At 67.5% G+C, this 10939-nt stretch carries 7 protein-coding genes; all 7 read left to right on the top strand.

What is annotated here, in order from left to right; translation table 11 throughout:
• The coding region (locus B1964_RS13005) for an anthranilate synthase component I (RefSeq protein ID WP_079930052.1) at positions 1-1230 on the top strand (1230 nt) is incomplete at its 5' end.
• The gene (locus tag B1964_RS13000) at positions 1223-1987 is read left to right on the top strand and encodes a TIGR02234 family membrane protein (protein WP_079930054.1); all 765 of its coding nucleotides are present in this window, start codon (positions 1223-1225) and stop codon (positions 1985-1987) included. The genes B1964_RS13005 and B1964_RS13000, both read left to right, overlap by 8 nt.
• A gap of 110 nt (positions 1988-2097) precedes the next feature.
• Positions 2098-2916, top strand: a complete 819-nt coding sequence (gene trpC, locus B1964_RS12995) for an indole-3-glycerol phosphate synthase TrpC (protein WP_006371430.1) — start codon at positions 2098-2100, stop codon at positions 2914-2916.
• A 58-nt stretch (positions 2917-2974) separates the two neighbouring features.
• Positions 2975-4351, top strand: a complete 1377-nt coding sequence (gene trpB / locus B1964_RS12990) for a tryptophan synthase subunit beta (RefSeq protein WP_079930051.1) — start codon at positions 2975-2977, stop codon at positions 4349-4351.
• Positions 4348-5169, top strand: a complete 822-nt coding sequence (gene trpA, locus B1964_RS12985) for a tryptophan synthase subunit alpha (protein ID WP_006371428.1) — start codon at positions 4348-4350, stop codon at positions 5167-5169. Before trpB ends, trpA begins: the two co-directional genes overlap by 4 nt.
• 74 nt (positions 5170-5243) lie before the next feature.
• Positions 5244-6893 carry a prolipoprotein diacylglyceryl transferase gene (gene lgt, locus B1964_RS12980; RefSeq protein ID WP_079930050.1) on the top strand — a complete coding sequence of 550 codons (1650 nt, stop codon included), beginning with the start codon at positions 5244-5246 and terminating at the stop codon, positions 6891-6893.
• 184 nt (positions 6894-7077) lie between these two features.
• On the top strand, positions 7078-10939 hold a 3862-nt coding region (gene gltB, locus B1964_RS12975; RefSeq protein WP_079930053.1), incomplete at its 3' end, for a glutamate synthase large subunit.

Here is a 10939-nt window from a genome sequence, read left to right as displayed (position 1 = left end):
CGGCTGCTGGCCACCGATCCGTTGCCGGACATGCCGCCGCTGACCGGCGGCTTCGTCGGATTCATGGCATATGACATGGTGCGTCGGCTCGAACGGCTCCCCGAGACGACCACCGATGACCTGCACCTGCCGGATCTGATGATGTTGCTCGCGACCGATCTGGCCGCGGTCGATCATCATGAGGGCACGATCACCCTGATCGCCAACGCCGTCAACTGGGACGGTTCCGACGAGCGTGCCGAGCAGGCCTACGCCGATGCTGTGGCCCGGCTGGACCGGATGACCCAGGCCCTCGCCGCGCCGGCACCGTCGACGGTGTCGCATTTCGACCGACCCGCCCCCGACTTTCGGGTGCAGCGCAGCCGTGAGGAGTACCACGAGATCGTGCGCGACCTCGTCGGCGAGATCGAGGCGGGCGAGGCCTTCCAGGTGGTGCCGTCGATGCGGTTCGAGATGGACACCGCCGCCGACCCGCTCGACGTGTACCGGGTGCTGCGCGCGTCCAATCCGAGTCCGTACATGTACCTGCTGCGGATTCCGGGAATCGAGTCCGATCCGTTCACGATCGTCGGGTCGAGCCCCGAGGCGCTGGTGACCGTGCAGGACGGCTGGGCGACGACCCATCCGATCGCCGGTACCCGGTGGCGTGGGGCGACCGAGGAGGAGGATCAACTGCTCGGGAAGGACCTGATCGCCGACGAGAAGGAGAACGCCGAACATCTGATGCTCGTCGATCTCGGACGTAATGATCTCGGTCGGGTGTGTCGTCCCGGCACCGTGAAGGTGAGCGATTACCGACACATCGAGCGGTACAGCCACGTCATGCACCTGGTGTCGACGGTGTCGGGGGAGTTGCGTGAGGACAAGCACGCCCTGGACGCGGTGACGGCGTGCTTCCCGGCGGGGACGCTCACCGGTGCGCCCAAGGTGCGGGCGATGGAGCTCATCGACACCCACGAGCGGACACGACGCGGCCTGTACGGCGGCATCGTCGGCTACCTCGACTTCGCCGGCAACGCCGACACCGCGATCGCCATTCGCACTGCATTGATCAAGGACGGCACCGCCTATGTGCAGGCCGGCGGCGGGGTGGTGGCCGACAGCGATCCCGACTACGAGTACAACGAGGCGCGGAACAAGGCGACCGCGGTTCTCAATGCGGTTGCCGCCGCCTCGACGATGCGTCGGGTCTCTGGCGGCGCCACCGAAGGTGGGTCGACAGATGAGTGAGCAGGCCCCCGATCCGACGACCCCCAACGCCGCGGATACCGCCCGCAGGTCCCGTCGGATCAAGGTGATCGCCGCGATACTGATGGCGTTGGGTGCACTGGCGTTCTGGTCGGCCTCACGCGTGACGTGGGCGACCGTCTTTGCCGGTGACGGTATGTCGCCGGATCGATACATGCAGGTCAAGGGTGCGGACTGGAGTCCGTGGCTGACGCCGCTGGCGTTGGTGTTGCTCGCGGCGATCCTCGCGGCGTTTTCGCTGCGTGGGTGGGGATTGCGGATCGTGGCGGTCCTCGTCGCCGCGGGCGGACTGCTCGCCGCGTTCCCGGCGCTGTCGCTGCTGACCAGCAGCTCCGATTCGCTCTACGCGGCACGGGCGATCGATCTGTCCGATCGGTACATCGTGCGGCTGACGACCACCCACGGCTGGGTGTCGGCGATCGTCTTCGCGGGGACAGTGTGTTGCGTCGCGGCCGGTGTTCTGTTGCTGCGCTCGGCCTCGGGTGCGGGGATGTCGAGCAAGTATCGGACACCTGCCGCACGCCGCGACGAACTCGAGCGCGAGATCTTCGCCGAGCACGAGCGCCGCAAGGCGGCCGGCGATGCAGGGACGGAGCCGGCCGGCGGGCTCACCGGTCGGGACGGGACGAACGCGGCGGCCGACGGCGAGGACGCGGCGCGCACGGAACCGCCACACGTGAACGAACGCATGATGTGGGACGCCCTCGACACCGGGATCGACCCGACCGAACAGCGCTGATCCCTGCGATGCTCGGCGTGACGTGGGTCTCGACGGACCCGCGCACGGGTCGCCGGGAACCCCGGTCTACCCTGGTGAGGGCAAGGAGCGTCGAAAGGGAACCAGCTGTCGTGAGCACGCCGAACGTCCTCGATTCGATCATCGAGGGAGTCAAGGCCGACGTCGCCGCGCGCGAAGCGGTCGTCGATTACGCGGCCGTCAAGGCGGCCTCGGTCCAGGCGCCCGACCCCAAGGACGTGATGGCTGCGTTCCAACAGCCCGGCATCGGGGTGATCGCCGAGTGCAAGCGTGCCAGCCCGTCGAAGGGTGAGCTCGCCACCATCGCCGACCCCGCCGAACTCGCGCGTGCCTATGAGGACGGTGGCGCCCGGATCATCAGTGTGCTCACCGAGGAGCGGCGCTTCCGCGGGTCGCTCGCCGATCTCGATGCCGTCCGCGCGGCCGTGAACATCCCGGTGCTGCGCAAGGATTTCATTGTCGGGCCGTACCAGATCCATGAGGCGCGCGCACATGGTGCCGACATGATCTTGCTGATCGTCGCGGCCCTGGAACAGAATGTGTTGGCTTCGTTGCTCGATCGCACCGAGAGCCTGGGCATGACGGCTCTCGTCGAGGTGCACACCGAGGAAGAGGCCAACCGCGCGCTGGAGGCGGGCGCCTCGGTGGTCGGCGTCAACAACCGCAATCTCAAGACCCTCGAGGTCGATCGCGACAATTTCTCCCGGATCGCTCCGGGCCTGCCCACCAAGGTGATTCGTGTCGCCGAGTCGGGTGTGCGCGGCACCGCCGACCTGCTGGCCTTCGCCGGCGCCGGCGCCGATGCGGTCCTGGTGGGCGAGGGGCTGGTCACCAGTGGCGACCCCCGAACCGCGGTGGCGGAGCTGGTGACCGCCGGCACCCACCCGTCCTGTCCGAAACCCGTTCGCTGACAACGGTCTTCGGCTCCGGCCGAGCCGTGGACGCGTATGTGATGCAGTGAGGTGTCCTGTGACGACCGATCAGAGCAGCGGCACCGACGCCGCCCCGACCGTCCTGCCCACGGCCAGTCAGGGAGTGGCCACCCGCACCTCCCTCGAGCCCGACGCCGGCGGACACTTCGGTGTCTACGGTGGGCGGCACGTTCCCGAGGCGTTGATGGCGGTCATCGACGAGGTGACCACCGCCTACGAGAAGATGCGCACCGATGACGACTACCTCGCCGAACTCGACCGGCTGCAGCGTGACTACGTCGGTCGGCCCTCGCCGCTGTACGAGGCGACGCGGTTGTCCGACGATGCCGGCGGCGCGCGGGTCTTCCTCAAGCGAGAAGACCTGAACCACACCGGTTCCCACAAGATCAACAACGTGCTCGGTCAGTTGTTGCTGGCCCGCCGGATGGGCAAGTCGCGCATCATCGCCGAGACCGGCGCCGGTCAGCACGGGGTCGCCACCGCCACCGGCTGTGCCCTGTTCGGGATGGAGTGCATCGTCTACATGGGTCGCGTCGACACCGAACGCCAGGCGCTGAACGTGGCGCGGATGCGCCTGCTCGGTGCGACGGTGATTGCGGTGGAGACCGGCTCGGCGACCCTCAAGGACGCCATCAACGAGGCGCTCCGTGACTGGGTCACCAACTCGCACAACACCTACTACTGCTTCGGTACCGCCGCGGGGCCGCATCCGTTCCCGATGCTGGTGCGCGATCTGCAGCGCATCGTCGGCCTCGAGGCCCGGGCACAGATCCTCTCGCGCGTCGGGCGGTTGCCCGACGCGGTGGTGGCCTGCGTCGGCGGCGGCTCGAACGCGATCGGTGTGTTCCACCCTTTCATCGACGACGCCGACGTCCGGCTCGTCGGGTACGAGGCCGCCGGTGACGGCGTCGATACCGGCCGGCACGCGGCGACGTTCACCGGTGGTTCACCGGGCGCCTTCCAGGGTGCGTTCTCCTACCTCCTGCAGGACGAGGACGGCCAGACCATCGAATCCCATTCCATCTCGGCGGGTTTGGATTACCCCGGGGTCGGTCCCGAGCATGCCTATCTCAAGGACATCGGCCGGGCCGAGTACCGACCGATCACCGACACCGAGGCGATGAATGCACTGGCGTTGCTGAGCCGGCGAGAAGGGATCATCCCGGCGATCGAGTCGGCGCATGCGGTGGCCGGGGCGTTGCAACTCGGCCACGAACTCGCCCGCACCTCACCGCGCGGGGCGCAGGCCGGTACCGACGGCGCACCGATCATCGTCGTCAGCCTGTCCGGTCGCGGCGACAAGGACGTCGACACCGCCGCGGAATGGTTCCATCTGTTCGATCCGCCTCCCTCGGAAACCGAGACACAGTCCGAATCCGAAGCGGCCCAATCAGATCCGGGGGAGAGCCGATGACTGCGCCGACCGTCCGACACGCCGGAGCCTCCAAGCTCTCGCCGGTCTTCACCCGCTGCCGCGAGCAGGGCCGTGCCGCGCTGATCGGCTATCTGCCCGTGGGCTATCCGACGGTGGCCGGGTCGGTGGAGTCGTTCACCACCATGGTCGAGGCCGGGTGCGACATCATCGAGGTCGGGGTGCCCTACTCGGATCCGGTGATGGACGGGCCGACGATCCAGGAAGCCGCCGATCTCGCACTGACCAACGGGGTGCGGGTGCGCGACGTGTTCACCGCGGTCCGGGCGATCACCGAGGCCGGGGGGCAGGCCGTCGTGATGAGTTACTGGAATCCCATCCTCGCCTACGGTGTCGAGCGGTTCTCCGCCGATCTCGCCGAGGCCGGGGGAGCCGGACTGATCACCCCCAACCTCATCCCGGAGGAGGGACATGCGTGGCACGAGGCCTCCGATGCCCACGGGTTGGACCGCATCTATCTGGTCGCACCGTCGTCGACCCCGGAACGTCTGGCGTACACCATCGATGCGTGTCGCGGTTTCGTCTATGCGGCCTCGACGATGGGAGTGACCGGCGCTCGCACCGCGGTGTCGAACGCCGCCCCCGAGCTCTGTGCCCGGATCCGCGAGTACTCCGACATCCCGATCGGGGTCGGTCTCGGCGTCCGCAGTGGCGAGCAGGCCGCCGAGATCGCCTCTTATGCCGACGGTGTCATCGTGGGTTCGGCCCTGGTGACCGCGGCGCAGGCCGGGCAGGGTCAGCTGCGTGATCTGGTACGCGAACTCGCCGACGGCGTCGCCCATCCGAACCCGCCGAGGTGACCCGCGCACGTGAGGTCCGATCGGACGAACCGACCGGGTGGTGCGATCGTGTGCCTTCGACAGTCGGTTAGGGTGTGACCGTGATCGCGCCGACGACGACGTTGCTCGCCTATATCCCCAGTCCGCCGCAGGGGGTCTGGCATCTCGGGCCGGTCCCGCTGCGGGCGTATGCGCTGTGCATCATCGTCGGCATCATCGTCGCGGTCTGGTGGGGGGATCGCCGCTGGATCGCACGCGGCGGCCAGCCCGGTGAAGTCCTCGACATCGCCATCTGGGCAGTGCCCTTCGGTCTGATCGGTGGCCGTATCTATCACGTCCTCACCGACTGGTCAATCTACTTCGGCGGCGGTGGCAAGTCCCCGATCGACGTCTTCAAGATCTGGGACGGTGGTCTCGGAATCTGGGGTGCGGTGATCCTCGGTGCCCTCGGCGCGTGGATCGGTGCGCGCCGTCACGGTATCCGGTTGCCCGCGTTCGGCGATGCCATCGCGCCCGCGATCCTCCTCGCCCAGGCGATCGGGCGGCTGGGCAACTACTTCAACCAGGAGCTCTACGGCCGACCGACAACGGTGCCGTGGGGGTTGGAGATCTACGAGCGCACCAACGGCATCCAGACCGGACCCAACCTGATCAACGGGACCTCGACCGGCCAGGTGTACGAGATCGTCCACCCCACCTTCTTGTACGAGTTGGTGTGGAACGTGCTCGTGGTTCTCGTGCTCGTGGTGCTCGACCGGCGATTCCGCATCGGTCACGGCCGACTGTTCGCACTGTACGTGGCCGGGTACTGTGCAGGCCGATTCGTCGTCGAACTCCTGCGCTCGGACACCGCGTACACCTTCATCGCCGGCATCCGCATCAACGTCTTCACCTCCGCCCTGCTGTTCGTGTGCGCGGCGATCTACTTCGTCGTCGCCACCAAGGGCCGCGAGCGCGGTCTGGAGATGTACTACCCCGACCGTGCCGAGGAACTCGAAGCCCTCGGTGTCGTCGGCTACGTCGACGACCGATACCCGGACGACGAACTCGACGACGAGCCCGGGTCGGAGCCCGACGAGGACGAGCCGTTCGACTCCGACGGCGAGATGACCGATGCAGGCGACGACACCACCGCGACCGAGGTCATCGACAAGGGCATCGCCGAACACGACGAGGAAGCCGCCGTCGACCCGGAACTCGACGAGGACGCCGTCGCACCGGCCACCCCAGCCCCCTCCCCGTGGACGTCCCCCGCAGCCGACGCCGACAGCGCCGAGCCTGACACCGACAGCGCTCCCGACACCGCCGACGGCGCCCAGCCTGATGCCGACAGCGCCCAGCCCGACTCCGACAGCGCTCAGCCTGACGCTGACAGCGCTCCGGCTGACGCCGATAGAGCTCCCGCGGATGCCGACGGCGAGCCCGACGCCGACAGCGTCGAGCCTGATGCCGACAGCGCTCCCGACACCTCCGACAGCGCCCAGCCCGACGCCGACAGCGCTCAGCCTGACGCTGACAGCGCTCCGGCTGACGCCGATAGCGCTCCCGCGGATGCCGACGGCGAGCCCGACGCCGACAGCGCCGAGCCTGATGCCGACAGCGCTCCCGATACCGTCGACGGCGCTTCCCCCGACGCCGACAGCCCTCAGCCTGACGCCGACAGCGCTCCCGACACCGCCGACAGCGCTCCCGTCGACACCGACCCCGCTCCCGACTCCGCCAAAGACACCCCACACACCAGCTGACGGGATTCGGCGTTCGAGCCGGCTCGGATCACCTCGCCATCACGGGCACCCCGCTGGTGGGTCGGTTACAGTGGGATTTCACGGTTTGCGGCAGCCCATACCCGCGACCGACGTGCTCCACGGGCCAGCGCTGTCCCAGAGGACATCATGCATGCGATTCGTCACGAATCCGGTGGAGGTATTGATGTTGTTTTCGGCGCTCCCTGCCAAGCAGGGCCTGTACGACCCCGAGGCCGAGGTCGATTCCTGTGGTGTGGCGATGGTCACCGACATCCACGGCCGACGCTCACACTCGATCGTCTCCGACGGGTTGCTGGCGCTGGAGAATCTGGAACATCGTGGCGCGGCCGGCGCCGAGGCCAACAGCGGTGACGGTGCAGGCATCCTGATCCAGTTGCCCGACGAATTGCTGCGCGCCAGTGTTGATTTCGAACTTCCCGCGCCGACCGCATCGGGAGTCAACACCTACGCGGCGGGCACCTGCTTCCTGCCGAGGGACCCCGACCTCCGCTCGACGGCGATCGCTCGGGTGACCGACCTCGCGGCCGCCGAGGGCATCACGATCCTCGGCTGGCGCGAGCTCCCGGTCGACGCCGAGGGCGCCGATATCGGCGAGACCGCACTCGATTGCATGCCGCACATGGTGCAGCTGTTCGTCACCGTCGACCCCGGGCCAGGAGTCACACGCATCGGTGGCATCGACCTCGACCGGGCGATCTATCCCTTCCGCAAGCAGGCCGAGCGGGTGACCCCGGAGATCGACGCCGAGGGCACCGGACTCTATTTCCCGTCGCTGTCGAGCCGCACGATCGTCTACAAGGGCATGCTCACCACGATGCAGCTGCCGCTGTACTACCCGGATCTGCGCGACGAACGGTGCACGAGCGCGATCGCCATCGTCCACTCGCGTTTCTCGACCAACACCTTCCCGTCCTGGCCGCTCGCACATCCCTTCCGATTCGTCGCCCACAACGGCGAGATCAACACCGTCCGCGGCAACCGCAACCGGATGCGCGCGCGGGAGGCCCTGCTGGAGACCGACCTGATTCCCGGTGACCTCAAGCGCGCGTTCCCGATCTGCACGCCGGAGGCCTCCGACTCCGCGTCGCTCGACGAGGTGCTCGAGCTGCTGCATCTCGGTGGACGCAGCGTCGCCCACGCGGTGATGTTGATGGTGCCGGAGGCGTGGGAGAACGTGCCCACGATGGATCCCAAACGGCGGGCGTTCCTGCAGTTCAACGGCTCGCTCATGGAGGCGTGGGACGGGCCGGCATGCGTCACCTTCACCGATGGCACCGTCGTCGGGGCGGTCCTCGACCGCAATGGCCTGCGCCCGGGACGCTGGTGGCAGACCCGCGACGGGCGGGTGATCCTCGCCTCCGAGGCCGGAGTCCTCGACGTTCCGGTCGACGACGTCGTCTCCAAGGGTCGGCTCGAGCCGGGCAAGATGTTCCTCGTCGACACCGCCGCCGGTCGGATCATCCCCGACGAGGAGGTCAAGGGCGACCTGATCAACGCCGAGCCCTACGACGAATGGCTGCACGCGGGTCTTCTCGACATCGCGACGTTGCCGCCGCGACCGGTCTACACGCCGAATCACGACACCGTCGTACGCCGACAGGTCTCGTTCGGATACACCGAGGAGGATCTGCGCGTCCTGCTCACCCCGATGGCGGCCTCCGGCTACGAGCCGCTCGGCTCGATGGGCACCGACACCCCGGTTGCGGTGTTGTCCAAGCGTTCTCGCCTTCTCTACGACTACTTCGTCGAACTCTTCGCACAGGTCACCAACCCGCCGCTGGACGCCATCCGTGAGGAGATCGTCACCTCGATGGCCCGGGTCATGGGACCCGAGCAGAACCTGTTGCGCCCCACCGCGGCATCGTGCCGACAGATCTTGTTGCACTGGCCGGTCATCGACAACCACGATCTCGCCAAGCTCGTCCACATCGACGACGACGGCGACAACCCCGGGTTGTCGGCCAAGGTGCTCCACGGGCTCTACGAGGTCGCCGACGGCGGGCCGGGATTGGCTGCGGCACTGGAGGATCTGCGGTTGCGCGCCAGCCAGGCAATTGCCGAGGGGCATCGCACCCTGGTGATCTCCGACCGCCACACCGACCGCGAACACGCACCGATCCCGTCGCTGCTGGCCACCTCCGCGGTGCATCACCACCTGGTCCGCACCAAGGAACGCACCAAGGTCGCGCTGGTCGTCGAGTCCGGTGATGCCCGCGAGGTCCACCACATCGCCCTGCTCATCGGATTCGGTGCGGCCGCCGTGAATCCGTATCTCGCACTGGAATCGATCGAGGATCTGATCGCGCAGGGCGAGCTGATCGGGGTGGCCGCCAGCAAGGCCATCCGCAATTACGTCGAGGCACTCGGCAAGGGTGTGCTGAAGGTGATGAGCAAGATGGGTATCTCCACCATCAGCTCCTACACCGCCTCGCAGGCGTTCGAGGCCGTCGGCCTGTCCTCGGAGGTGGTCAGGGAGTACTTCACCCGGACCGTCTCCCGCATCGAGGGTGTCGGCCTCGACGAACTCGCCGAGGAGGTCCGGATGCGCCACCATCGCGCGTTCCCGGAGAACCCGACCGAGCAGGTCTATCGCCGACTCGAGGTGGGTGGCGAGTACCAGTACCGCCGCGAGGGTGAACTGCATGTGTTCACCCCGGAGACGATCTTCCTGCTGCAGCACGCCACCAAGACCGGGCGCGACGACGTGTTCCAGAAGTACTCCGACGAGGTCGACCGCCTCCAACGCGAGGGCGGCACGCTGCGCGGTCTGTTCGAACTCGATCTCGGTGCGCGCGACCCGATCCCGCTCGAGGAGGTCGAGCCGGCCGAGGAGATCATGAAGCGTTTCAACACCGGCGCCATGAGTTACGGCTCGATCTCGGCCGAAGCGCACGAGACCATTGCGATCGCGATGAACCGCATCGGTGCCCGGTCGAACTCCGGGGAGGGCGGCGAGGACGTCGACCGGCTCTACGATCCGGAGCGGCGCAGTGCGGTCAAACAGGTGGCGTCGGGCCGGTTCGGTGTCACCAGCGATTATCTGATCAACGCCACCGACATCCAGATCAAGATGGCGCAGGGAGCCAAACCCGGTGAGGGCGGCCAGCTTCCGGCGTACAAGGTGTACCCGTGGATCGCCAAGACCCGCCACTCGACCCCGGGCGTGGCACTCATCTCGCCGCCGCCGCATCACGACATCTACTCGATCGAGGATCTCGCCCAGCTGATCCACGACCTCAAGAACGCCAATTCGCAGGCCCGAATCCACGTGAAGCTGGTCAGCGCAGTCGGCGTCGGCACGGTCGCCACCGGTGTGTCCAAGGCGCATGCCGACGTCGTGCTCATCTCCGGTCACGACGGCGGCACCGGGGCCTCGCCGCTGACCTCACTCAAACACGCCGGCACGCCGTGGGAGATCGGTCTGGCCGACGCGCAACAAACGTTGATGCTCAACGGTTTACGCGATCGCATCACCGTCCAGTGTGACGGCGCGCTGCGTAATGGTCGGGATGTGATCATGGCGGCGTTGCTCGGTGCCGAAGAATACGGATTCTCCACCGCGCCGCTCATCGTGACCGGCTGCATCATGATGCGTGTGTGTCACCTCGACACCTGTCCGGTGGGTGTGGCCACCCAGAATCCGCAGTTGCGTGCGCGGTTCAGCGGGCAGGCCGAGCACATCGTCAACTTCTTCCGGTTCATCGCCGAGGATGTGCGGAAGTATTTGGCACAGTTGGGTTATCGGACGCTCGACGAGGCGGTCGGCCAGTCGCAGCGGTTGCACACCGATGCCGCCGTCGCGCACTGGAAGAGCAAGGGCCTCGATCTCAGCCCGATCTTCCGTCGGATCGAGGACAAGGGTCCGACGCGTCGGGTGCGCGGCCAGGACCACGGACTCGACAAGGCGCTCGACCAGACGCTGATCCAGCTCGCCGAGGGAGCGCTCGAGGACGCACACCCCGTCACCCTGGAACTGCCGGTGCGCAACGTGAATCGCACGGTGGGCACGCTGCTCGGCGCCGAGG

This window comes from Gordonia sp. i37 (genome assembly GCF_002043085.1).
GTDB classification, from domain to species: Bacteria; Actinomycetota; Actinomycetes; order Mycobacteriales; family Mycobacteriaceae; genus Gordonia; species Gordonia polyisoprenivorans.
Note: the sequence above shows the minus strand (reverse complement) of the source record. Positions and strands in the feature narration are given on the sequence as shown.

What these genes read in the sequence shown, in the direction of transcription:
- B1964_RS13000 (WP_079930054.1), top strand. Translation starts at nt 1,223, where the DNA reads ATGAGTGAGCAGGCCCCCGATCCGACGACCCCCAACGCCGCGGATACC.
- trpA (WP_006371428.1), top strand. Translation starts at nt 4,348, where the DNA reads ATGACTGCGCCGACCGTCCGACACGCCGGAGCCTCCAAGCTCTCGCCG.